Origin of the sequence: Domibacillus sp. PGB-M46 (genome assembly GCF_022668875.1) — a bacterium.
In the GTDB taxonomy this organism is placed as follows: Bacteria; Bacillota; Bacilli; order Bacillales; family Domibacillaceae; genus Domibacillus.
Window position 1 is genome coordinate 30,240 of record NZ_JAKGCR010000022.1, and the last position, 23,879, is coordinate 54,118.

The following is a 23,879-nucleotide window of genomic DNA, read 5'->3' on the forward strand; positions in this document are numbered from 1 at the left end:
GCTGGCGTAAGGGAGAAGAAGGATATGCATTTTATGATAAGTGGCCTTATGTCTGGGCAGGAGCCAACAAGGGGGATCTTGTTTGCAAAGGAAACTACACTTTTTACACCCATAAAGTGGGCACAAGTCATATCAAAAAGTTACGTTTTTTTTTTAAAGATGACGAATTGAATTCCACTCACAGGATGGTTCATGTTTACCTATCTAAATACAAAGGGCAGCTAGATATTTTGCCGTTGCCGAAACAGACCATTCGAATTTAGAAATTGCGCAATGGTACTATATGAAAGAAGGCGTACTAACAAAAGTGATCGATGTAGGGTATACTAAACGCGCCAAGCGTATTGCTATAAATACATTTCAAATAGCAGGATACGACAATAGTACTGGCAGTTGGCACTTTAGTGATTTAGTCTTCAATCCTAAGAAAAACAGATATAGTACGGTTAATGTAAAACCCAAGAACCCAGGCCAGGTAATCAAAAAATGGCCAAAACACTGGCAATAAAAAAGACCCGTCTACTCGTTATGAGCAGGCGGGTTAATTCATTACGTTTTTATAAAATTTCTTCAAAGGTCACCTTTACTCTTTATTTTGGAGTTTTTCCGCTAGCTTGTAGAAATCGAGGCAATGCTTTAAAAATTCTTCATTGATTTCTTTGTATAATTTTGTTGACTCATCTAATACGTTATTTAAACAATCATAAATATAATATCTGTTCGCACCTATTCCGTAGCGTTTATATATAATTTCATACTTCTTACCATTATAAACGCCATTAAAATATGCAAAGTTACCTATTTCCTTCGAGAAAACAAAAGACAAATTTACTCTACCTCCCCCCTTAATACCTAAATGTATGCTGAACTGAAACGAAAAGAAGAAAAAGAAGCGCCCCCTCTTTATCTAGATGAACAGGCGCTGAATGTGGAGGATTCTTTTGCGGAAGAGCGCCCTGCTCTGTGGGAGATTCAAATGATGGGTGTTATGTATAGCAAGTCCTCTTCTCTTTTATGATGAGGAGTTTACTTTAAACTTCAACGGAAATTTCAAAAGCAAAAAAGACCTTATAGTACTTTTGATAAAAGTATCTTTGCAAGGTCCTTTTTGGTGGCTGCATGCATATCCTTGGCTTAATGGTCGTCCCCCTGCTCAAGCCGACCGTCTTGCTGTCCCGCTAATTCCATTTCATGAAAAAGCGAGAGTTCAGAAAGGTCAGTATGATCGTCAGGGCCGACTTTGTTGGTCAGATAGCTTTCATAGCGCGGGTCCATCATGCCGATAAACCCTTCTGGTTTGTCTAAAACAGTCTGGCCGGTTAATTCATAAGCAGGCAGCGCAGTTTGAACAAAACGCATTTTTTCGTGATGGGTAAAGTTGTCCCAATCCGTCACGGAAAACACAAGTGGCGCTGTGCTTCTTTAACTCCTTCTTGAAGATAATCTTTTCCTTGTAATCTGTAAAAACCCGTTGCGTAAGGCTGAACTTCCGTACGAAAAGCTCCACCCAGCAGTTTATGTATTGGTTTATTCAAAGAACGGCCGATTACATCCCACAAGGCAATATCCACCCCGCTGATTGCATTAATTGCTGCCCCGTGCTGTCCAAATGGACGAGTTTGGTTATACATCTCTTCCCAAAGTACTTCAACATCGAACGGATCACGACTGATGAGCATTGGTTTTAAGCAGAACTGGACAAATGAGGCAGCGATTTCCGGCGGCTGAAGTCCATGACACAATGATTCCCCCCCAGCCGGTAATTCCTTCATCTGTTACAATCTCCACAATCATTGAACTACGTTTCTCCACCCACCCTTGAGAGAAAGCAAATGGTTCAGATAAAGGGGTTGACAATACATGTGGGATAACATCGATAATTTTCATTTCCAGTGTTCCTCTCCTTTATCAAAATTTATTTCGGAAGACTTTTATGCCAAAAGATGAAGTTTTCATCAGCTTAAACGGGTATATTTTCATCGCTTTCAGTTAATTGTTTAATACAATGTCATCTTAATGTTCAAAAAGAAATTTTTAAATCAATTCCAATATTTTAAAGGTATGCAGGGTGTTGCTTCATTAGTTTTTGTTTTATAATATAAAACTTTGTTTTATAGTATTGACATTATTTTAAAACGGAATTATATTCATGTAAAGTTGTTTTCACCAAAAAATGAAAGCGCTTAAAAATATGTCTATTTCTGAACTAATTTTTAAAAGGAGGAAATGATGTACAACTCACTGAATGAACTTTTAAAGGAAAAAAACGAAGATACATTTATTATCCAAACGAAATCAGCAGGTCCTTCAGGATCCCTGCCCCTTACTGATAAAATGCTTCGGGAAGCGCCAAGCGGAAATTTATTTGGATTGTCCCAAAACGTAGGAATGGGATGGGAGCCCGGCAAATTAAACGGGAAGCAAATCTTATTATTAAGCACACAAGGAGGTATGCGCGGCGAGGATGGAAAGCCGATCGCGCTTGGTTATCATACAGGCCACTGGGAAGTTGGCCTCCTTATGAAAGCAGCAGCAGAAGAAATCAGTCGAAATGGCGGCATCCCCTTTGCAGGTTATGTAAGCGATCCATGTGATGGACGTTCTCAAGGTACGACAGGTATGTTTGATTCTTTTCCTTATCGAAATGATGCAGCCATGGTCTATCGGAGATTAATTCGTTCTCTTCCGACAAGAAAAGCGGTTATCGGGATTGCGACGTGTGATAAAGGCCATCCTGCTATGTTAATTGCGCTGTCCAGCATGCATGATCTTCCTACAATTGCTGTTCCTGGGGGAGTAACTCTTCCACCATTGCATGGCGAAGATGCAGGAAAAGTGCAAACAATTGGTGCCCGCTATGCGAATGATGAATTATCACTGCAAGAAGCAGCTGATTTAGGCTGCCGTGCGTGCGCAACACCGGGAGGCGGCTGCCAATTTCTTGGAACAGCCGCTACTTCGCAGGTAGTTGGAGAAGCTCTTGGCCTTTCAGTCCCCCACTCGGCTCTCGCGCCATCTGGACAGTCCGTCTGGTTGGAAATGGCGCAGCAGTCTGCGCAAGCCGTCATGAAAATGGAAGAACAAAAGATTACCACAAAAGATATCTTAACGGATGGAGCGATTCGTAATGCGATGGTGGTTCACGCTGCATTCGGCGGTTCTACAAATCTTTTACTTCATATCCCTGCCATTGCTCATGCTGCAGGACTTTATGTTCCTACCGTACAAGACTGGAACGACGTAAACAGACAAGTGCCTCGAATCGTCAGTGTCCTTCCAAACGGACCCGTACATCATCCGACTGTAAGAGCGTACCTTGCAGGAGGTGTTCCTGAAGTCATGCTTCAACTTCGGCCCCTTGGCGTTCTAGATGAAACTGTCATGACGGTTACTGGTGAAACATTAGGCAGCGTGCTGGATTGGTGGGAACAATCTGAAAGACGCCAAAAAATGAAAAAACGTTTAAAAGAAGCGGATTCGATCGATGCGAGCGATGTTATTATGACTCCTGCCAAAGCGAAAGAAAAGGGGTTAACGTCAACTGTTACGTTTCCAACAGGCAACATTGCTCCCGAAGGCGCGGTGATCAAGTCAACATCCATCGACCCCTCTATGCTTGATGAAAATGGTGTGTACAGCCATCGTGGAGCAGCTAAAGTGTTCACTAGCGAAAGGGAGGCAATCCGCGCCATAAAAAACGGAGAGATTAATAAAGGAGATATAATGGCTGTGATTGGCCGCGGCCCTCTGGGCACAGGTATGGAAGAAACGTATCAGCTTACATCTGCTTTAAAACATTTATCCTATGGAAAGTATGTCACCCTCCTTACAGATGCACGCTTTTCCGGCGTTTCTACAGGAGCCTGCATTGGTCATATCGGCCCCGAAGGTCTCGCCGGCGGTCCAATTGGAAAACTTCGTACCGGGGATATCATAGACGTGCGAATTGATACGAAAAAGCTGGAAGGTCATTTGAATATGATTGGTTCTTCCAATGGAGGCAACAGCCCGGAAGACGGGAAAGCTATTCTAGAGATGCGTGAAGCCCATCCGGAAATGAAGCCCGATCCGGACCTACCTGACGATACACGCTTGTGGGCAGCATTACAATCCGTAAGCGGAGGCACTTGGAAGGGCAGCGTCTACGATGTAAACCGCATTATTGAGGTGCTAAAAGCGGGAGAAGAAGCATTATCGCAATTAAAAAAAGAGAAACATTCTATGGAAATATAACTAAATAATCTGGTTAAGGAAAGACACGCTCTAATGAACAAACCTATTCGTAAAATGATTAAATAACTTAAAGTGCTGCAAGCCAAAATGTAAAGTTTGCAGCGCTATTTTACTGAGTAGAAATTATCAAACAATCAATTATACCGAAATAGTTGATTTTCCAACTTTACTTGGTATGAAGAGCGTGAATACATGTTTAATTTTGATTTAAAGAAACCGTAACCCCAGATAGAAAACTAAGTCTTATTGTTAAGAACAATACGATTTAATTCTTGGATTACGCCGATAATTTGCTCTAATAAATGCCCGCGCTTCTTCTGCAGACTCAAGCGATGTGAACACTCCTGTGTAAAAAATCCCCTGTTGATTTTCTTGTTAAAGTAACGAGGCAGCTCAGTTGAAGAGAAGTGTTAAATTTTTATTGAACAAACAGGCCAGGTGGCGGAAGAAAAGCGGGGATTTTTGTGAGCAAAACACACGTTGGCAAACAAAACCGAACTGTAAAATAGCTGTCCCGAAAAACCTCTGCAATGACCCGGCGCCATAGACCATATTTTAGTCACCCAGTGGTAAATAGTTTTCAGCAGAATCGTATAACCATTTTCCATTTTTAAAAAGCAGAAATTCATGATTATCTATGTTTTCACCGATTTCCATAGTAATCGAAATCGTCCTAACGCTATACACCATGTATATTTTATCTTCGTGAATATGTTTTACTTTAAACAAAATATCCTCACTTCCTTATCATTTCTAATTTCGAAAAATAATATGTCTCAACTTTTTAATGTAGAACCATAGAAAATCAAAAAAACAGCTTCCAATAAGAAGCTGGTTTGGCAGGGATTAATTACATTACATAACTAATTCAATTATAGTTGTTCCCTGCTACCCATACTCAATGAGCGATAAAAAAGGTATAAGGAAGCACGGAAATAAGGATTTTTTATCTTAAAAGATTAACGGGCAACTTCTATTGACTTGACCTCTTTTTTCACTACTTGCAACACCTGTTCCAATTCATATTCTAAACTTGGGTCAATATATCCTCTGATAGGCGTGCTTAAACTTCCTGTAAACTGCCTACTCGCCTGTGCTTCAGCTTCCATCATTAAGATACGGTCTTCTACGCGGGATATTCCATTAGCGATCGTTTCGGAATGAAAGGTAACATTCGTTTTTTGAATCCGTTTGATCGACTGAGCGATATTGGCTCTCGAAATGAGTATTAATCTTTTTTGTTGAAACTCATGATGGGTTCTTTTTAGTTCATTTAATTCTTCATTGAGTGTCTCGGTCTGGCCCTCAAGTATATTCAAATGCTCAGTATAAAGAGTGAGCTGCTGCTGGTGAATCAGTTTTTCCTGCAAGGCTAGTTTTGCGATAAAGTCCTCTCCTTGCTCCACCGCCAGCCTTGCCTGCCTGTCCCTTTTTGCAATTAGGCTTTCCGTTTCACCGACTAATGCTTTTTGTTTGTTTTCGAGGTAAATTTGCTGGGCTAATGCCTGTTCCCCTTTTTTGAGCTCCCCTTCCATTTCTCTCATATACTCGTTTAACATCGTAATCGGATTTTCCAGGCTATCGAGCACGCCGTTTATTCCAGCACTGCCCATCGTTTTTAATCGTTTAAAAATCCCCATATTACTCATTCTCCTTCTCAAGTTTTTGTTCTTTCTCCCAGCTGTCTAAAATATCAGCATTACTCTGATTTATTGGAGGGCGTGTTTTTGAAGCAGGGACATTCGTAACAAATTGCTGAAACGCATCAGCTTTGCTTTTTTTCTTGTACCACCTATAGGCGAATATCGCAGCAGTCCCAGCTGCAGTAAGGAAGAGCACCATTCCAAGCCAAGAAAAGTCACCGCCATGGTGCGGTCCATGCGTGTCTGCATGGAATGCTGGCCCTCCTCCATGGCCTCTCCCCATTTGGTGGGCATACCCATATCGCTCATGACTTTCAGACCTTTCGAAAAGATTTAGAAAAAAGTTGATTCCAGCAAGTCCTGAAACGCTTATAGCTCCCCAGAGAAGCACTTGCTTTATTTTTTCATTCACTTGTTTATCTCCCCTTTCTATTGCGTGATGTATTGATTGTAGTTGTAAAAAGTGAAAATTCAGTGAAAACAGATAAGTTTTCGGCAAAATTAAGATATATCGCTACTATTTGGTACAAGTAACTTTCAGCCTCATCAAACTTTATATAGAATTCCTTTCTGAGTCTGTCCACGTCTGTCTCAAAGAAGAAGGTCCGAGTCCATAAAAGGAAGAGCCCAGAATGTAAAGCCCATTCTCTTTTTAAGTTATGGATCCAAACAAAAAAGCCCCATTTTTATATTAATGGGCCTTCCATACAATAGTTATTCGCACTCACACAGGGTTGGACTTATATCCCCTTCCCAATTTCATCGATGAGATGAAGCAATCTACCATTCTATTCTGCAAAAAAGTTTAACAATGGAGACAAATGTTTAATCCAATATGCTTCTTTACTCATATCCTAATAATATAAATCGATGACAAACATTGATTTATAGAACTGCTTCACTACCTTTCTGTAAAGGAGGTGAAATGGTATGGGTGGTTATGGTTACAATGGCGGCTTTGCGTTGATTGTAGTTCTGTTCATTCTTTTAATCATCATTGGTGCTTCATTCAAAGGCGGCTACGGCTATTGATTTAAATGGCTGAACGACATTTCAAAGATTCTTTCGGGGTTCTTAACTGCTTAAAAATGGCACTCTGTTCAAGTTGCTATTACTGTTTCGGTGTCACTTCTATACTTTCCCTTTGCCAACATAAAATACATTTCCTGCTAGCTAATACAGCTTATTTGGGTGAACATGGTTTATATGTCACCGTAGCAGGTAAATGATTAAAGACATGGTCTTTCATTGACCACTCGCCCTAGTTTCTTATACCGCGGAGTTTCCCCGCGGCTTTTTTCATGCTTTTCCTTATACTTTCGCAAGTACACTCGCTGTTCTCTCAATTAAAGCCATTCAGCATCGACGATTTACTCAATAGTATTAGTCTTCCTGTATTCGATTTGGCTATTAGCAGCTAAAAAAAGCGGGCTTCATTCCTTAATGCCCAAGGATGAAGCCTGCTCTTTAGTTTATTTACGAATGCAACATAACATCTGTTATGCTACATTCGTATTTTTGAATTACCAAGTACCATTCTATTTAACATATCTCTAATCTTTAACAGGCTTATTTGTGTTCAAAATATTTATTTTTAGTTGTTTTTCTTATGGAGAGACCAAATATCAGGCAGAAACTCACTATACTGAGTAGAATAATGAGAACAAGGTTACAATTATTGTTAAGGATATGACAATCCTGTTATTAAGACCAACAAACGTGTTATCCTTCAGCGGAATATGGAATGGGTGTAAATTCAAGGTCACTTCTTTTTGTTATCTTTGTCTTTCTTATCTTTGTCTTTCTTGTCTTTGTCTTTCCCATCTTTGTCTTTCTTATCTTTGTCTTTCTTGTCTTTGTCTTTCCCATCTTTGTCTTTCTTGTCTTTGTCTTTCCCATCTTTGTCTTTTTTGTCTTTGTCTTTCCCATCTTTGTCTTTTTTGTCTTTGTCTTTCCCATCTTTGTCTTTTTTGTCTTTGTCTTTCTTGTCTTTTTCTTTCTCGTCTTTTTCTTTCTTATCTTTGTCTTTCCAGTCTTTCTCTTTTTCGCCTTCTTCTTTCCAGTCTTTTCCTTTGCGATCTTCTTTTTTGTGTTTAGGCATGTTACATCTCCCTCCTTTCACATTAAATTTTTTGAGGTAATTATGAGGTAGAGATGAGAAATAGCTACCTGATTAAAATTATCCTCATACTACTCTATGTAACAAATGGAAATTTTGGCTGCACAATAGTCTATTTTTAAAGATATATATTATCTTGTATCTAGCCAATGGCTTATATAATTCGAATATTCTTTATGATCAATCACCATTGGGGCTTGTGGTTACGATTATTTTTGTTTTATTCTGCAGACAGACAAAGGGAGGGGGTAATAATTAGATCTTATATACTTTTTGAGAATACATCGAAACAAGTTCTACCATTCGATAGTGCTTTAAAAACCATTGTGTTTTGCCGGTTGGCCGGAAAAATAAGTTAGGGTTAAGCTGTATAAATAAAAAACCCTTGATAATCAAGGGTTTTTACGTATTTTATCTGTTAAATACTAGACAGATTATCTTCCCCTTCCTAAAATACATGTTTCGGAACACCCTTCTTCGTTGTAAAGCCTGCTTTCTCGTGTAACTATCAACTGTCTTTGTACCACAAACAGCATTTGACATGAATTATTTTTAAAGCTCAAATTCGCTTTAATACTTTATTCTTTTACTACATTCACACGACCGGAAAAAAAGACTGCTCCCCCGCCCATATCCGACAAGCGGTCTGGTGTAAGAGAGTTGACGAGCTGGTTGGTTCCCGGTGCATCTGCCCACAGCCCCTGAGAAATGACCGCACCCGGCAGCACCCCGATGCCAACCGAAACAGTAAGGCGGCATTCTCCGCGCGAATTCCAAACGCGTACTTGGTCTCCGTCTTCAATACCGGCCGCTTTGGCATCTTCCACATTCATATATAACCGAGCTTCTTTTTCAAGCTGAACATGCTTTTCGTTATTGGAAAACGTCGAATTTAAAAAGTTATGATTTGGCGCCGGAATGAATACATAGGGAAGCTTTTCATCTTGCTTAATCGACACATAAGTAGGCAATGGTGGATAGCCATCCTGCTTCATTTTTTCAGAATACAATTCGATTTTCCCGCTTGGTGTCAGCAGTTTTCCTGGAAGAATTGGTTTCACATCTGCTCTTATAAACTGCTTTTCCGTCAGGGATGTATAATCGATGTGTTTCATAAATGGATTCTCCGGATAATCAAGCGCACGGTCAATCATTTCTTCGTCTGTTTCCCGGAACTCCGGCTCTTCATATCCCATTTTTTGAGCCAGCAAGCGGAACACATCAACATTCGATTTAGACTCCCCATATGGCCCAATAACCGGCTGCTGAATTTGAACAAAATGGTGCCAGTACGATGTAAAAAAGTCAGTGTTTTCATACGAAGATGAAGCCGGCAGGACAATATCCGCGTACTTGGCTGTTTCAGTTAAAAACAAATCATGAACGACAAGAAACAAATCCTCACGCTCCAGCCCTTTTCTCACCTTGTTTCCTTCCGGAGCCACCACCGCTGGATTTGTGCTGTACACAAACATGGATTTAACCGGCTGTTTAAGCTCCGTCAAGGCTCGGCCGATCTGGTTCATGTTAATACGGCGTGTGTGTTTGTTTTGAAGAAAATCCGGACGCTGCAGTGCATCGGAATTAAAAGCCAGGTACCCTGCGTTTCCTTTAATGGCTCCGCCGCCCCGCTTTAGCCACTGTCCGGTTAAAGCAGGCAGGCAGGCAATCGTGCGGATGCACATGCCGCCGTTGTCATGGTGCTGCAGGCCATTTCCAATGCGGATAAAAGAAGGTGAGGTTGTCCCGTATAAACGGGCAAGCGTATAGAGATCATCGACTGAAACGCCTGTAATCTGCGCAACCGTTTCCGGATCATACTGAACCACATGATCCCGCAGCTCTTCAAAGCCCACTGTGTATTCTCTTAAAAAGTCTTCGTCCACTAAATGTTCCGTAAATAAAATATGCATAATTCCAAGCGCGAGCGCTGCATCAGTACCCGGCTTAATCGGGATAAACCAGTCCGCCATCTTTCCAGTCTGGTTTTGATGTACATCAATCACCACAATTTTGGCACCATTTTTTCGTGCTTTTTGCGCGAGTATAACCTGGTGCATATTGGTGCTGACGGCATTGACACCCCAGAAAATGATCAGCTTGGCGTGAACAGTATCCTCGGGATTTGTCCCTTTGCTGTCTCCCATTGTGTACCGGTAACCCGCTTCACCAGCCGACTGGCAGATTTTTCGCTCCAACTGTGATGCACCGAGCCTGTAGAAAAAGCGCCGGTCCATACTTTCGGAATTGAGTACACCCATGTTGCCATAATAGCTGTATGGCAGGATGCTCTCCGGCCCATCCGCTTCGATAAGCTCTTTCCAGCGGGACGTAATCGCCTCAAGCGCTTCTTCCCACGTAATCCGTTCAAACCGGCCTTCTCCTTTTTTTCCGACACGCTTCATTGGGTATGCCAGCCGTTTTTCGTCATAAAGCCGTTCTTTTATGTTGCGAACTTTATTGCAGATACTTCCTTTTGTAACAGGATGGTCCGGGTCACCTTCTACCTTTACGATTCTGCCGTTCTTTTTGTGGACCAGCAGGCCGCACTGGTCCGGACAGTCAAGTGAGCAGACCGAAGGAAACACGCCATCCGGCTGGTCTTTGTAAGCATACATCCCCATTCTCCTAACCTTCTAAAATAGATATTTGTTATTTCATCATAGCGCAGGCAAAAAAAACTGACAATAGAGCGGCTTTAGTCCTGCTTTTCCCCCGTATTTCTTTTAAGTTAACGATTTTAAATAAGAGTAAAATTTGGTGTCTCTTTGCATGCCGACTTTTTCATACAGCGTCTGTACAGTTATGTTATCTCTAGCTGTCTGAAGGGTGACAAATTTGGCTCCTTCACCCTCGCAAAATTGAAAAGCAGTGTGCATCAGCGCTTTATCGGTTCCTTCTTTCCGGCAATCGGGATGAACAAATAAATCATTCAAGATGCAGGCCGACTGATGTAAACGTTGGATACAGCTGAACAAATCCGCTTAGGTGTTCAACTGCTCAAAGAAACTTGGACATAGAGCTTTCATGCGGTGTTTTCGCTTAGATCTTAAAAAAGTTGTTTAAGAGAGGAATAGGCGGGTATCATTAACACTGTACCACCAGAAATTCTAAGAGAACTGAGGAGGAACTTTGAATGGCTAACAACAATAACGATAAAATGAGTCGTGAAGAAGCAGGCCGCAAAGGCGGAGAAGCAACAGCAAAGAACCATGACAAGGAATTCTATCAGGAAATTGGAAAAAAAGGTGGAGAAGCCACTGCCGAGAATCATGATAAAGAATTTTATCAGGAAATCGGAGAAAAGGGCGGAGAAGCCCGCGCTAAACAACGCGATAATGATTAATGCCGGTTAAATACCGAAGATCATGGCGAAAGTTAAATCGCCATTGATCAAATCAAAAACGAGCATGCTTTGCTGTTCTAGCATGCTCGTTTTTGTGTGCTTATGGCATCTTATACCTTAAATTTACTGATTGTTTCTCTTAACTCTTGAGCCATCCGGCTTAATGCTTCTGCAGAAGCAGACACTTCTTCCATCGCTGCATTTTGCTCTTCAGCTGAGGCAGCTACATTTTGGATATTTCCAGCAGCCTGTTCGGAAATTTCACTCACTCCTTTGATCATTTTCGCAGTCGTTTGAGAGCTTGCGTTTACTTGTTCCACAATAGCCGATACCTGCTGAGATTCATCTGTTACCTGCTGAATGGACGCCGTGATATCCTGAAAAGCTTCCCCTGTCCGGGCAACTAGGCTGATCCCTTCTCCAACCACTTCTGTACCCGCATAAATAGACCGAACGGCTCTTTCTGCTTCTCTCTGAATTTCGGTGATTAATTCTCGAATGTCTCCTGCTGCGTTTGCTGATTGCTCCGCAAGTTTTCGGACCTCATCAGCTACCACCGCAAAACCTTTCCCCTGTTCTCCGGCACGCGCAGCTTCGATCGCCGCGTTTAAAGCAAGCAAATTTGTCTGACTCGCAATCTCGGTTATAAATTCTACAATTTGTCCAATTTCTTTCGACTTTTCTCCCAAAGCGTTTACCACCTCAGAAGATTGAGCAGTTGACTGCTGAACAAGGTTCATCTGTTCAACGGTTTGTGTCACTGCGGCATTTCCCATGGCTGCTTTTTCATTGGCCATTACGGTTAAATCAGCTACGGCTTGAATAGAAGCGGCTGCTTGATGCATGCCGGCAGATATCTCTTCTACTGCTTGAGCTGTCTCTGACGTACTGGCTGCTTGTTTTTCTGAACCTATCGCTACATCTTGGACAGCCATCGATATTTGTTCTGTCGCTTTGCTCGTTTCTTCTGCACTAGCAGATAGTTCTTCCGAGGTAGCCGCTACTTGTTCTGCATTGGCACTTACTTGCTGGATGACGCCTTGTAAACTGGCTTTCATTTGATTAAAAGAAGCTGTCAGCCTTCCTATTTCATCCCGGTAACGTACCTGAATATCCTCCCCGGTTAGGTCGCCTGATGCAATGCTTTCGGCGCCTCTGGCAAGTGCCGATATTGGCTTGGTAATCATACGAGTAATAAACGTACCAATCAAAAGAGCCAGGATAAAAGAGACGATGCTTAAAAGTAGAATTGTTTGACTAACTTCATTGACTAATGTTGTATTAGAACGGCTTCCCTCTTCCATAGATGCCGTTTGTTTTTCCTGCAATGTATTAGCGGTATTCCACATATTTTTGGCCAAGTCACTAAGCTCACCATCCGCAAGTGACCGGGCTGCTTCCCGGTCGGTTTCCATTAAAGCAATGGTTTTTTCGGACCTTGCTTTAAAAGTTTTGTTCATTTCATCAAGTTTATGCAACAGTTCTTTGTTTTCACTGCTTTGAACCATGCTTTGGGCTGTACTGATTTTTTGATCCAGTGCATCAGCGGACTTAGACAAGCTATCAGCCGCTTCCTCTTCATTGAGGAGCATCCCCCGCAGCGCATTCATTTCCAGCAGGACTTCTGTTTGAATGTCTTTTGCCGTCATTAGAATGGCTGCCCGCCGGTCAACGAGATCTGCATACGAATTGTCTACTTTTTTAAGATTATAGTAGGATATAAAACTAATTAAACCAAGAAGAACAGTAATAACAAGAAAACCGCCAAATAACTTTTTTGCAACTGAAATATTCACTATACTCCCCCATTCTGTTTCAACCAGACCTTTTATATGTAGTTCTTTTGGATGAATAGATTTTCTAACCCTAAGTCTTACAGCCTCCAATCTTATCTTCCCTAAAATAAATCTAATCAAAAATACCCACACGAACTATATATTCACTAAAATATCGTTTTTAAACATGATTCTTAAAAAATTTTAATTCTATTTACCTACAAAAAAGAAAATACCGCTGAAATATTGTTTCAGCGGCATTTTCTTTTAAATTATCCGTATAAAGACATTCTTTATCTTTTGCATTTCTTTATCAACCTGGCTATATACTCTGCTGCTCTTTTTGCAATAAAAATATGTGATTAGTTTTTTCATTATTCATGCTCATGCAAAGAAGGCGGCAGTTTTTTAAATCCGTTTGTTCTGGAGAATAAAAAAGAGATTCCGATTGCCAGCCACCCGGTTCCCAGTAGTAAAGCAAGTCCATCCATGCCGACCCAGATATAAGCAATGACTGAGCAGAACTCTATGTTTCCAACTTCGTTTTTCTCAATCTACTTTCTTATTACGGAAGTCCTCATCTTCTGTAATAAGATTTTTACTTTCCCAATAATCTGCATTTTTAATTTGGAGATCCCTCGGATTGAAAACAGGATCCAGGCCTTTCCTTTTTTGTTGCTCATAGTCTTTTAAAGCGGCGAGAGCCGGTTTTGCTAAAAAAACAATGGCGATCATATTAATCCATATAGTAATTCCAAGCCCAGCATCTCCAAGTGCCCAAGCAAGAGCGGCCTCGTTCACCGTTCCGTAAAAAACAGCAGCTAAAAAAACTACTTTTAATGCAACAAGTATATTACTCCTTCTCCGATTTTTTAGTAAGTAAATGGTATTCGTTTCTGCAATATAGTAGTAGGCCATTAAAGTTGTAAAAGCAAAGAAGAATAGCGCAGCAGCCACAAAAGCAGCGCCAAAGCCAGGAAATGCACTTTCAATAGCAGCCTGGGTAAATCCAGGGCCAGCTTCAACCCCACTGAGTTTATGAACGATAAAGCTTCCATCCGGCCGCTCAGTATTGTACATCCCTGTAATTAAGATCATAAAAGCCGTAGCAGAGCAAACAAAAAGTGTATCAATGTAAACAGAAAACGCTTGAACCAACCCCTGTTTTGCCGGATGAGTAACTTCAGCGGCCGCAGCTGCATGAGCTCCTGTTCCCTGTCCTGCTTCATTGGAATACATTCCCCGTTTTACACCCCAGGAAATGGCCATCCCGATTATCCCCCCAAAAGCAGAATCAACTGCAAACGCACTTCGGAAAATCAGTGCCAGAATAGATGGAAGTTCGGATATATTTATACAAATAATAAAAACAGCTAATAAAATATAACCGAGCGCCATAAATGGAACAACGACAACAGCCGTTTTTGCAATACGTTGTGTACCGCCAAAAATGATGGCAGCCAGCAAAGCAACGATCATGAATCCTGTTGGTACAGGAGAGATGTGAAAAGCCATCTCCACACTTTGGGCAATAGAATTGGATTGAACCCCGGGCATAAGCAGTGTCATCGCGAAAACCGCCGCTGCTGCATAAAGTGCAGCAAACCTTTTCCAGCCAAGCCCTTTTTCAATATAGTAGGCCGGACCGCCCCGGTACTGGTCATCTTGCTTTATTTTGTAAATTTGGGCAAGTGTCGATTCAATATAAGCACTGGCTGAACCAATAAAAGCAATAAGCCACATCCAAAAAACAGCTCCCGGGCCGCCAAATGCGATAGCAGTGGCAACCCCTGCGATGTTTCCAGTCCCTACCCGTCCTGAAAGTGCCATAGACAAAGCTTCAAAAGAGGAAATACCCGCAGTTGAACTTTTCCCTTGGAAAATTAAATAAAGCATTTCTTTAAAATGACGGACTTGCAAAAATCGGGTGCTGATCGTGAAAAAAAACCCTATTCCAAGAAGCAGGTAAATCACAGGGTCACTCCATAATATTCCGTTTAAGAATGTGATGATTTTCTCCATCGTATCGTCTCCCGTCACTTTTGTATACGCTTTCAAAATTAAGTGGATGAGAGCCGCCTGATCAATAAATCAAGCGGCCCGTTTGTTAGTTTTTGCCGATTTTTTCAGATTCTAGCACCTGCTTCAGCCATTGCTCTTTTTTCATTGCCTGCGCTATATTTTCAATATCTTTCGAAAATACCCGATCTTCTGTAATAATAGGCACAACAGAGCGGATATTAGCATGCAGCCGCTTTGAAAAAGGAGATAAGCGCTCTTTCCCGCGAATGTCAGCGGCCTGAGCGGCACATATCGCTTCAATCCCAAGCACTCGGCGCGAGTTTTGCACGATATCGTATGCGTGGCGTGCAGCCGTTGTCCCCATGCTGACATGGTCTTCTTGGTTCGCAGAGGATGGTATTGAATCGACACTGGACGGGTGTGCGAGTGTTTTATTTTCTGAAACGAGCGAAGCTGCCACATACTGCGTGATCATTAAGCCGGATTGAAGACCCGGATCCGGACTTAAAAAAGCGGGCAGGTCATTGAGCTGCGGATTGACAAGGCGCTCAATCCGCCGTTCGGAAATACTCGCGATTTCTGACACCGCGATTCCAAGAAAATCCATTGCAAATGCGATCGGCTGGCCATGAAAGTTTCCTCCGGATATGACATTTCCACTGTCCGCAAAAATAAGCGGATTATCGGTAGCCGAGTTGATTTCAATCAACAACTTTTCTTTTACATAATGAAGTACCTGCTGAATGGCACCATGTACTTGTGGAATGCAGCGGAGAGAATAAGCATCCTGTACGCGTATTTCCCCCTGGGTAGTGGTCAGCTGGCTCCCTTGCATGTAGGAGAGAATACGGCTGGCCACCTGCTGCTGTTCGGGGTATGGACGTACCAGGTGGGATTCCGGCTTGAATGCATCCACAATGCCTTGAAGTCCTTCCAGTGTGAGTGCTGCCACACCATCCGCTAAATCAGCGAGCTTTTGCGCTTCCATATAAGCGATCACTCCAACGGATGTCATCGCCTGAGTTCCATTAATCAGCGCCAGCCCTTCTTTTGCCTGCAAACGGACTGGTTGCAGGCCCGCTTGTTGAAGTGCTTTTTCTGCAGGCAGTGTGTTTCCTTTATAGAGGACTTCTCCTTCACCAATTAAGACGAGAGCTAAATGAGCGAGCGGAGCCAGGTCACCGCTTGCACCGAGCGAACCCTGGCTCGGCACGACGGGGTGAATGCCATGGTTTAAACAGTCAATAAGAAGCTGAAGCGTTTCTTTGCGGATGCCCGAGTATCCTTTTGCGAGGGCATTCGCACGAAGCAGCACCATCGTGCGGGCAACCGTATCAGAAAACGGCTTGCCTGCAGCGCACGCATGGCTTCTAATTAAATTGAGCTGCAGGTTTTCTACGTTTTCTTCAGAAATCGGTGTATCGCTAAATTTGCCAAATCCCGTATTGACTCCATACATAATCTTTCCTTCTGCCATCAGCCGCTCGACAGCTGTGCGGCTTTCATCGACTTTTTTCCACGCTGCTTCGCTCAATTCTACTGGTTTGGCATGATACACCACCTGCTTAATTTCCTCAAATGTTAATGTGCTCCCGTCTAATTGAATGGCCATGTGAACCGCTCCCCTCATCTGTTTTTCAAATATCGATTATATAAAAACAAAAAAGAGGGCTGCACAAAAAGAACACGCGTTCTTTTGTGCAGCCCCCTTTAAACTAAAAACCACTCTGGGCAATTTTATTCTATTCGCTTCTTTAAAAAGGTCTAGCTACTAGGTAAATCACTAAGTTAGGATTCTCACTTCATCCTATACTTTCATTTTATGCATGATTCCTAAAATTGTCAAGGTTAAATATGGTTAAACCCGAACCCCAGAGCATCATGTTCAAAGCCTTTTTTAGGCGCACCGATCGTCCCATAAATACAAATACTGATCCACTCACCTGAATAACCGGGACTGTTAATTTCTCCTCTGACGATGCTATAGGTCAGTCCGACAGTTCGAAGTATTTCTCCGAACTGTACCGTACCCCGTCCAACTCCTTGAACGGCTTCTAAAATACTATGGTAAAGGGCGTGCACTTCACGGTAAGATTCTCCGTCAATGATACTGTTGGATTTAGCATTTGTTTCAATGGAGGCAATCACTTTATTGAGATCCATCGCCCCAACGCGCCCAACCGTAAACCGATATCCTCTGTTTGTTAATTCTTTTTTGATTTCATGGCCCGCCGGACTTTTATGAAGCAATGCCAGCAGTGTTGTTAATTTTCCTAAAGGAAATTCTTTTTCGTCGTTGTAAGACATTCTTCTTCACTTTCCAATCTCCGTCATCTCTGACAAAATGCCGTGCTTTTCTAGCGCGGGTCAGGCTTTGAGGGCTTTCTTATATGGTAAAGCATATTACTTTTTGAGATAAAGCTTACACGAACCTCGAGCCAATTGAGAACTCTGTTTTATTCGACCATTTTAATGAGCTTGATTATCCGGTCTTCTTAAAAACCATTATTCTTTTTTTGGCTGACAAGGCCGCTTACAAATTGGAGCCAGGCATAAACACCGGTTTTTACCGTCTGCTCCACAGGTGAATCCTTAGATGGATCCAGACACACAAAGTCAATATGAGATACTTTGGGATTTCTGCCCACTTCCAGCAGCACGTCAAACAACTCCTCGGGTTTCATTCCGCCTGGTGTAGACGCTGGAACACCCGGTGCGTTTGAAATGTCGAGCACATCCATATCAACTGTCACATAAAGGCGATCCGTTCTTTCTGCTAAATACATAAGGGACTCTTGAACAGTTTGGATCATACCTTTTTTGCGTGCGCTGTTTAATGAAACCATTTGTATGCCCTGTTTTTTCGCATAGTCAATGAGCGGCTTCGCATTAAAATAGCCATGCAGGCCAATGTTGACAACATGTTTGCCTTTCACGGTCTCCCCCTCAATGAGCTGGCGGATCGGCGTGCCATTCGCCGGGCCAAGCTCTTTCGGATCCCGGACATCTAAATGCGTATCAAATTGCAAAACTCCTATTGTGTCTTCTGGATAAGCTTCTTTAATCCCTCTTACGGCACAGGCCGTTGTTGAGTGGTCACCGCCAATCATGCAGGTAGGCACATGCGGGAAAGCTTCAGCCAAATATTTTGTTGAAGCTTGAATACGGTCATGTGACAGGACAATATCCGTTGTATGCATCATCACATCCCCTGCATCTGCGACACGGTAAGGAGATAAATCAAGATCTTCATCCAAGTTATACGCTGCAAAGCTCTTCCACATGCGGCGAAATTCCTCCGGATACATGGAAGCACCCGATACACTGATTGATGAGCGTGAAATGGGCGCACCGTATATAATAAGGTCAGGCTGCTGTAAGCCCTCCAGCGGCTTTACCCACTGATGCACAAAATGCTCTTCACCACCGTCTGCCTTCCATGACCAGGCTGGTTTTTGAAGCCATGAGCCGCTCATAAGCCGCCCGCCACCTGTACACCTTTTTTCCAAACCGACCGGACATGGTTCACGCCGAACAGATACTGCAGCTCTTGATAGCTCTTTACGTTCCACAATACAAAATCAGCCTGCTTGCCTTTTTCAATGGAACCAATCGCGTCTTCACGGCGAATGGCACAAGCCGCATTGTATGTTGCCGCAGTCAGCGCTTCAGCTGGTGTTAATCTCATAGAAATACAGGCGAGGTTCATAACAAGCGGCATGGATGTAGTCGGCGAAGACCCGGGATTACAGTCGGTTGAAATAGCTACCGCTACACCACGGTCAATCATTTTCCGTCCTTGAGCCGCTTCTTCACGCAAATACAAAGCTGTAGCCGGAAGCAGGCAGGCGATTGTGCCGGCTTCCGCCATTGCCTCAATGCCTTCATCTGACGCTTTTAAAAGATGCTCTGCTGAGATTGCACCCACTTCGGCTGCCAGCTCTGCGCCTCCATAAGATACAATTTCATCCGCATGGATTTTTGGAACAAGCCCGTATGTTTTCCCTGCTTCCAGAATACGCCTGGACTGTTCGGGAGTAAAAACATTTTTTTCACAGAAAACATCATTAAACTCGGCTAATTTTTCTTTTGCAACTGCCGGCAGCATCTCCTCGATAATCAGGTCAACAAATTCATCTTCCCTTCCTTTAAACTCTGGAGGAACCGCATGGGCTCCCATAAAAGTTGAAACAATATCGATGGGATGCCGCTTCTGCAAAGCTTTCATTACCTGCAGCTGCTTGCGCTCCGTTTCCCAGTTCATGCCGTATCCGCTTTTGCTCTCAATGGTGGTTACACCGTGCGCTAAAAACGAATCCAGGCGTCTCCACGTTTGGCTGATCAGCTCTTCTTCCTCTGCTTCTCTGGTCATTCTTGCCGTTGCATGAATACCGCCGCCTGCATTCATAATGTCCATATACGAGGCACCTTCAAGACGCATCTCAAACTCTTTTTCTCTTGTACCGCCATACACAACGTGGGTGTGCGGATCAACAAGACCAGGTGTGACAAGACGGTAAGCAGCGTCAATAATCTCGGCTTCTTTCTGTCCATAAATCTTCTCTAGTTCAGCTGTTGTCCCAACTGCTTGAATGATGCCATCTTCAATCCAGACACTGCCATCTTCAATAAAGCCAATATCAGACATCGCTGCTTTCGTACGCGGCCCCTTTTGATTGGAATAAAGCGTCGCAAGTGCTGCGTGTTTAATCCATCTATATTTCGTCATGAGGAAGATGCTCCTTTGTCCAGCATCGGCATGTGGATGCCCTTTTCCCGGGCTGTTTTTTGAGCCAGTTCATATCCCGCGTCCGCATGGCGGACCACACCCATGCCAGGATCAGTTGTCAGCACCCGCTCGATGCGCTTGGCTGCTTCTTCTGTTCCATCTGCGACAATGACGACACCTGCATGAAGAGAATATCCCATCCCGACGCCGCCGCCATGATGAACGGATACCCATGTAGCGCCGCCTACGGCATTAATCATGGCGTTTAAAATTGGCCAGTCGGATACCGCATCAGATCCGTCTTTCATCGCTTCTGTTTCACGGTTTGGTGAAGCAACGGAACCGGAGTCAAGATGATCACGGCCAATCACAATCGGTGCTTTTAATTCACCGCTTGCCACCATATCGTTTAAAATTTTGCCAAAGCGGGCACGTTCTCCGTAACCAAGCCAGCAGATGCGCGATGGAAGCCCCTGGAATTGAATTTTCTTCTGCGCCATGCGGATCCAGTTGCATAAGTGCTCATTATCCGCAAACTCCCGCAAAATGGCTTCGTCTGTTTTGTAAATATCTTCTGGATCGCCAGACAAGGCCACCCAGCGAAACGGCCCTTTTCCTTCACAAAACTGCGGCCGGATATAAGCCGGTACGAAACCCGGGAAATCAAAAGCGTTTTCTACCCCTTCATCTTTAGCAACCTGGCGAATGTTATTGCCATAATCAAACGTAACGGCCCCTTTTTCCATCATTTCAAGCATCGCTTTAACATGTACAGCCATTGAAGCCTTTGAGCGCTTCACATATTCTCTAGAATCAGCCTGACGAAGATCTGCTGCTTCATGGAGAGTCATCCCTGCCGGCGTATACCCGTTTAGTGGATCATGAGCAGATGTCTGATCCGTTAATACATCCGGTATAAAGCCACGCTTTATCATGGCTGGCAGCACTTCCGCTGCATTGCCAATCAAGCCAATTGAAAGAGCCCTGCCTTCTTTTTTTGCTTCTTCTGCCCGCTGGATCGCCTCATCAAGCGAATCGGTTTTCACATCGGTATACCTTGTTTCGATGCGGCGGTCAATGCGGGTTTCATCTGTGTCAATGCCGATACAGACACCGCCATTCATTGTAACAGCAAGCGGCTGTGCGCCGCCCATACCGCCCAGACCGGCTGTGACGGTAATGGTCCCTTTTAACGAGCCGTTAAAATGCTGCTTGGCCAGTTCTGCAAATGTTTCATATGTCCCCTGGACAATGCCTTGGGACCCAATGTAAATCCAGCTTCCTGCTGTCATCTGGCCGTACATCATCAATCCTTTTTTATCAAGCTCATGGAAAGTATCCCAATTGGCATAAGCCGGTACGATATTAGAGTTGGCGAGAAGCACTCGCGGGGCATCCGAGTGCGTTTTAAACACAACGACCGGCTTCCCTGACTGGACGAGTAGGGTTTCATCATTTTCAAGATTCTTGATCGTCTTCACAATCGCGTCAAATGACTCCCAATTGCGTGCTGCTTTTCCAATGCCGCCGTAGACCACCAGTTGATCTGGATGCTCAGCCACATCCGGATCTAAATTGTTCATCAGCATGCGCAGTACTGCTTCCTGCTGCCACCCTTTCGTGTGAAGCGCTGTTCCTCTATACTGAATGACCTTTCTTCCTGATACCGTTTTCATTTGGACATTTCCTCCCTTGCTTTCTTTTATACATTGATAATAGCACGGAGAATATTCCTTTTCGGTTATGTAGTAATGATTATTTTATTATTGATTTCACCAAATTAAACTTTTTGCTTTTTTGTTATGAATTATCTCATAAACTTCAACAGGCTAGAAGCCGGAGCGATAATCTCGAGGGGTCCGGTGTTCGTATTGCTTAAATTTCGCATTAAACTGGGTCTGATGAGTATATCCGGTTAAACGGGCAATTTCCTGAAACGACAAATCCGTTTCTTTCAGCAGCCGCTTCGCTTCATCAAGCCGTACGCGGTGTAAGGTATCGCGGAATGTTCGTCCGGATTCAGCCGCAAACCGGCGGCTTAACGTGCTTTTATTTAAACGAAGTGCTTCTGCGCAGTCAGACAGGTTCCATTGACTGTTCCAGTAGTTCCCTTCAATTAAGCTGCGGGTTTTATCAACGAGCGACTGTGGAGTATCTTGAGAAGCCAATTGACTACCTGATGCAAGCAGCTTGCGAATAAATACTTGAAGCGCTTGAACAATTTTATACATAACCGGCTGTCTGATTATTTGATTGAATACATTATGATATTCATATTCTAAGTCGTTTCCTTCAATGTCATGCGATTTCATATAACGCCTTACCTGGGCCAGTACGCTTGTTAACGCAATCCGGACCATCTCTGGATCTGGATATGGAGGCTCCATTTTTAAATAATGCTGTTCCAGCCACTGCTGGATTTCTTTCATATTCCGGGTTTCCAGCATTTCGACCCATTCCCGCTGCTCGAGCGGCGTTAAAAAAGGGTCCATTTCCTGCACCCCATCCTCTTCACTCCCCTGCAAAATAACGTCATATCCTTCAAAAAATACACGAGCGGCCTGTCTTCTCAGTATTTGATAGGTTGATTTAAACGGAGCACCGCTTTTACCTTCTTGTATCACAATGGCAATTGGCTGACTGAGCCGCTTCTTACAAAAATGAAGGAAAGCTTGATAATCCTCTAAGTCAGCACGACTTACACTTTCCTGAACGGCTAAGACCATGTCTGTCAGCACGTATACATAGACTTCTTCCGCAAAAGGATATGCCAGCAACTCCTCATAAAGGTCTGACAACACAGTCTCATCTGGAGTTAAAAAAGCCGCCATCCTGTACGGATCTCCACTCAGCCTTTGACTGGAGATAAATAAGTCCTCATACTGGATAAACGATGGTTTCAATGAGTGAGAAACAGGTTGATTGCGCTTTTCAAAACGAGCCTGCTGAAGATGGCGGATCACCTCCATAGGCGCAAAAGGACGAAACAAAACATCTTCCGCTCGAAACCTAAGCGCTTTATAAGCTGTTTGAAAAATACGTTCTGAAGATAGGCCAAGCCAGCGGACATTGTACCTTTTTAGCAGTTTACCTATGTTCTCATGCTGCCACTGGTCCATATCCACAATGGCCATCAAGGGCCTTTCCCGCTCAAATGCTGCATCAAGTTCGGACAGACTATTTAATAAAGTTAAGTCCAGCGTCTGCAAATGGGATTTAATCATCCACTCAATCCCTTGTGCTTCAAGTTCGTCTTTTGCGAGTACATATACCTTCATTCGCACACCCCCATTCTGTCTTTTATTATTTTAACAGTTCATTACAAATTTAATAGAATAGATAAGTCATTTACTACTCCACTCTTCAGCCAGTCTTATTAACTTGACACCCCTCGATTCTTTTAAATGGTAAAAACGCAAAAAGCCAAACCCTAAAAAGGATTTGGCTTTTTAAACACTTTTATGCTCTATATGGATGTTTAATCTGCTTTACATTCTCTTATTCTCTGTATTACCCGTAACTTTTCACCAGCTGCCGTATCGTCTTTGTTTCGTTTGCTTAAGGCGCACCTGTCCATAAGAACGGGCAGTATAAAAACCTTTTTTAATTAAATCCAGCGTTTGAAAGAACATAAAAGACGTTATCGGCTTGATATTTCCATCTGCTAAATTAAATAAATAGTATTCACCATTTTCGTAGGTCATACTTTTTAATTGGCCTTTTTCGTCTGTAAAGCATACAAATGCTTTAATGAGGCCTTTTTGCTTTAAGCGTATAATAAATTGAGAGGCTTTTATGGATTGATTGTTTCTTGAATGTTTATGCAGAAGCACGAAAACTCCTCCTTTAAGTAGATCCGTCTCATTTATATGCTAAGAAACTGACTTTAAACAGAGTATTTTATACAAAACCATGGGCCGGTACAAATTCCGTTCTTTTTTTCATAAACCTTAGAGTATTGAACGTCCTTGCTCTTTTTGTTTTCTAATCTTTACCCACCTTCCCGAAACAT

General features: G+C 43.0%; 19 protein-coding genes and 1 pseudogene. 4 read left to right on the top strand and 16 right to left on the bottom strand.

Annotated elements, in window-relative coordinates; all coding sequences use genetic code 11:
* Positions 1–856 precede the first annotated feature (856 nt).
* Positions 857–1,018: a hypothetical protein gene (locus L2D08_RS18815; protein WP_242236140.1), complete on the top strand. Its 162-nt coding sequence runs from the start codon at positions 857–859 to the stop codon at positions 1,016–1,018.
* A gap of 116 nt (positions 1,019–1,134) precedes the next feature.
* Here the strand turns inward: L2D08_RS18815 and L2D08_RS18820 are convergent, their stop codons facing one another.
* Positions 1,135–1,404, bottom strand: a complete 270-nt coding sequence (locus tag L2D08_RS18820; protein ID WP_242236142.1) for a hypothetical protein — start codon at positions 1,402–1,404, stop codon at positions 1,135–1,137.
* A complete protein-coding gene (locus tag L2D08_RS18825) occupies positions 1,392–1,772 on the bottom strand; it encodes an enolase-like domain-containing protein (RefSeq protein WP_242236144.1) in 381 nt (126 codons plus the stop codon). Before L2D08_RS18825 ends, L2D08_RS18820 begins: the two co-directional genes overlap by 13 nt.
* Positions 1,773–2,229: 457 nt before the next feature.
* Between L2D08_RS18825 and L2D08_RS18830 the strand changes: the two genes are divergently transcribed.
* Positions 2,230–4,233: a YjhG/YagF family D-xylonate dehydratase gene (locus tag L2D08_RS18830; RefSeq protein WP_242236146.1), complete on the top strand. Its 2,004-nt coding sequence runs from the start codon at positions 2,230–2,232 to the stop codon at positions 4,231–4,233.
* 959 nt (positions 4,234–5,192) lie between these two features.
* On the opposite strand, the gene L2D08_RS18835 is transcribed toward L2D08_RS18830, so the two are convergent.
* Positions 5,193–5,873 (bottom strand): PspA/IM30 family protein, encoded by a 681-nt coding sequence (locus tag L2D08_RS18835; protein WP_242236148.1) that lies wholly within the window; start codon positions 5,871–5,873, stop codon positions 5,193–5,195.
* Between the two features lies 1 nt (position 5,874).
* A complete protein-coding gene (locus L2D08_RS18840; RefSeq protein WP_242236150.1) occupies positions 5,875–6,288 on the bottom strand; it encodes a hypothetical protein in 414 nt (137 codons plus the stop codon).
* Between the two features lie 518 nt (positions 6,289–6,806).
* Between L2D08_RS18840 and L2D08_RS18845 the strand changes: the two genes are divergently transcribed.
* Complete coding sequence (locus L2D08_RS18845) at positions 6,807–6,908, top strand: YjcZ family sporulation protein (protein WP_242236151.1); 102 nt, start codon at positions 6,807–6,809, stop codon at positions 6,906–6,908.
* A 730-nt stretch (positions 6,909–7,638) separates the two neighbouring features.
* On the opposite strand, the gene L2D08_RS18850 is transcribed toward L2D08_RS18845, so the two are convergent.
* From L2D08_RS18850 to L2D08_RS18860, 3 genes are all read right to left on the bottom strand, one after another.
* Positions 7,639–7,977, bottom strand: coding sequence for a hypothetical protein (locus L2D08_RS18850; RefSeq protein ID WP_242236152.1), 339 nt, complete (start codon positions 7,975–7,977; stop codon positions 7,639–7,641).
* Positions 7,978–8,573: 596 nt separating this feature from the next.
* Positions 8,574–10,613, bottom strand: a complete 2,040-nt coding sequence (locus L2D08_RS18855; RefSeq protein WP_242236153.1) for a molybdopterin-containing oxidoreductase family protein — start codon at positions 10,611–10,613, stop codon at positions 8,574–8,576.
* 108 nt (positions 10,614–10,721) lie between these two features.
* Positions 10,722–10,973, bottom strand: coding sequence for a GNAT family N-acetyltransferase (locus L2D08_RS18860; protein ID WP_375337615.1), 252 nt, complete (start codon positions 10,971–10,973; stop codon positions 10,722–10,724).
* Positions 10,974–11,131: 158 nt separating this feature from the next.
* Between L2D08_RS18860 and L2D08_RS18865 the strand changes: the two are divergent.
* A pseudogene (locus L2D08_RS18865) lies at positions 11,132–11,338 on the top strand (KGG domain-containing protein); the annotation flags it as partial.
* A 113-nt stretch (positions 11,339–11,451) separates the two neighbouring features.
* On the opposite strand, the gene L2D08_RS18870 reads toward L2D08_RS18865, so the two are convergent.
* The 9 genes from L2D08_RS18870 to L2D08_RS18910 form a co-directional block, all read right to left on the bottom strand.
* Positions 11,452–13,137, bottom strand: coding sequence for a methyl-accepting chemotaxis protein (locus L2D08_RS18870; RefSeq protein WP_242236157.1), 1,686 nt, complete (start codon positions 13,135–13,137; stop codon positions 11,452–11,454).
* A gap of 528 nt (positions 13,138–13,665) precedes the next feature.
* Positions 13,666–15,138, bottom strand: coding sequence for an alanine/glycine:cation symporter family protein (locus L2D08_RS18875; RefSeq protein ID WP_242236159.1), 1,473 nt, complete (start codon positions 15,136–15,138; stop codon positions 13,666–13,668).
* 85 nt (positions 15,139–15,223) lie between these two features.
* On the bottom strand, positions 15,224–16,750 hold the full coding sequence (gene hutH / locus L2D08_RS18880) for a histidine ammonia-lyase (protein WP_242236160.1): 1,527 nt from the start codon (positions 16,748–16,750) through the stop codon (positions 15,224–15,226).
* A 236-nt stretch (positions 16,751–16,986) separates the two neighbouring features.
* Entirely contained in the window at positions 16,987–17,445 is a 459-nt protein-coding gene (gene hutP, locus L2D08_RS18885) for a histidine utilization transcription antiterminator HutP (RefSeq protein ID WP_242236162.1), read from the bottom strand.
* A gap of 188 nt (positions 17,446–17,633) precedes the next feature.
* Entirely contained in the window at positions 17,634–18,614 is a 981-nt protein-coding gene (locus L2D08_RS18890) for an agmatinase family protein (protein ID WP_242236164.1), read from the bottom strand.
* The gene (gene hutI, locus L2D08_RS18895) at positions 18,611–19,867 is read right to left on the bottom strand and encodes an imidazolonepropionase (RefSeq protein WP_242236166.1); all 1,257 of its coding nucleotides are present in this window, start codon (positions 19,865–19,867) and stop codon (positions 18,611–18,613) included. The genes L2D08_RS18890 and hutI overlap by 4 nt, the downstream gene beginning before the upstream one ends.
* A complete protein-coding gene (gene hutU, locus L2D08_RS18900) occupies positions 19,864–21,543 on the bottom strand; it encodes a urocanate hydratase (protein WP_242236168.1) in 1,680 nt (559 codons plus the stop codon). Before hutU ends, hutI begins: the two co-directional genes overlap by 4 nt.
* A gap of 153 nt (positions 21,544–21,696) precedes the next feature.
* Positions 21,697–23,145, bottom strand: a complete 1,449-nt coding sequence (locus tag L2D08_RS18905) for a helix-turn-helix transcriptional regulator (RefSeq protein WP_242236170.1) — start codon at positions 23,143–23,145, stop codon at positions 21,697–21,699.
* Positions 23,146–23,391: 246 nt separating this feature from the next.
* Positions 23,392–23,700 carry a hypothetical protein gene (locus tag L2D08_RS18910; RefSeq protein ID WP_242236171.1) on the bottom strand — a complete coding sequence of 103 codons (309 nt, stop codon included), beginning with the start codon at positions 23,698–23,700 and terminating at the stop codon, positions 23,392–23,394.
* Between the last annotated feature and the right edge of the window lie 179 nt (positions 23,701–23,879).

Coding starts and splice junctions, on each gene's coding strand:
- L2D08_RS18815 (WP_242236140.1), top strand. CDS start 857: ATGTATGCTGAACTGAAACGAAAAGAAGAAAAAGAAGCGCCCCCTCTT.
- L2D08_RS18825 (WP_242236144.1), bottom strand. CDS start 1,772: ATGAAGGAATTACCGGCTGGGGGGGAATCATTGTGTCATGGACTTCAG.
- L2D08_RS18830 (WP_242236146.1), top strand. CDS start 2,230: ATGTACAACTCACTGAATGAACTTTTAAAGGAAAAAAACGAAGATACA.
- L2D08_RS18835 (WP_242236148.1), bottom strand. CDS start 5,873: ATGGGGATTTTTAAACGATTAAAAACGATGGGCAGTGCTGGAATAAAC.
- L2D08_RS18845 (WP_242236151.1), top strand. CDS start 6,807: ATGGGTGGTTATGGTTACAATGGCGGCTTTGCGTTGATTGTAGTTCTG.
- L2D08_RS18850 (WP_242236152.1), bottom strand. CDS start 7,977: ATGCCTAAACACAAAAAAGAAGATCGCAAAGGAAAAGACTGGAAAGAA.
- L2D08_RS18855 (WP_242236153.1), bottom strand. CDS start 10,613: ATGTATGCTTACAAAGACCAGCCGGATGGCGTGTTTCCTTCGGTCTGC.
- L2D08_RS18875 (WP_242236159.1), bottom strand. CDS start 15,138: ATGGAGAAAATCATCACATTCTTAAACGGAATATTATGGAGTGACCCT.
- hutH (WP_242236160.1), bottom strand. CDS start 16,750: ATGGCCATTCAATTAGACGGGAGCACATTAACATTTGAGGAAATTAAG.
- hutP (WP_242236162.1), bottom strand. CDS start 17,445: ATGTCTTACAACGACGAAAAAGAATTTCCTTTAGGAAAATTAACAACA.
- L2D08_RS18890 (WP_242236164.1), bottom strand. CDS start 18,614: ATGAGCGGCTCATGGCTTCAAAAACCAGCCTGGTCATGGAAGGCAGAC.
- hutI (WP_242236166.1), bottom strand. CDS start 19,867: ATGACGAAATATAGATGGATTAAACACGCAGCACTTGCGACGCTTTAT.
- hutU (WP_242236168.1), bottom strand. CDS start 21,543: ATGAAAACGGTATCAGGAAGAAAGGTCATTCAGTATAGAGGAACAGCG.
- L2D08_RS18905 (WP_242236170.1), bottom strand. CDS start 23,145: ATGAAGGTATATGTACTCGCAAAAGACGAACTTGAAGCACAAGGGATT.